1 tRNA gene is annotated in these 267 nt (G+C 49.8%); it reads right to left on the reverse strand.

From position 1 onward, the window contains the following. Window positions 1-182: 182 nt before the first annotated feature. Window positions 183-259, reverse strand: a tRNA-Ile gene (locus AUR67_RS03100). Between the last annotated feature and the right edge of the window lie 8 nt (window positions 260-267).

Here is a 267-nt window from a genome sequence, read left to right on the forward strand (position 1 = left end):
GAGCTAAGCAGGATCGAACTGCTGACCTCCTGCGTGCAAGGCAGGCGCTCTCCCAGCTGAGCTATAGCCCCACATATGCTGGTACTTATTATTTGTAACCTACTTTGTTTCCAGACAAGGCATGGTACAACGACGTTTAGTCCACTAAACGAGGCGTGCCATAACGAAGTATGGGAGCAAAGTGGTGGGTCTGAGTAGATTTGAACTACCGACCTCACCCTTATCAGGGGTGCGCTCTAACCAACTGAGCTACAGACCCAAACAATA

This window comes from Pseudoalteromonas sp. XI10 (assembly GCF_001469895.1).
Classification (GTDB): domain Bacteria; phylum Pseudomonadota; class Gammaproteobacteria; order Enterobacterales; family Alteromonadaceae; genus Pseudoalteromonas.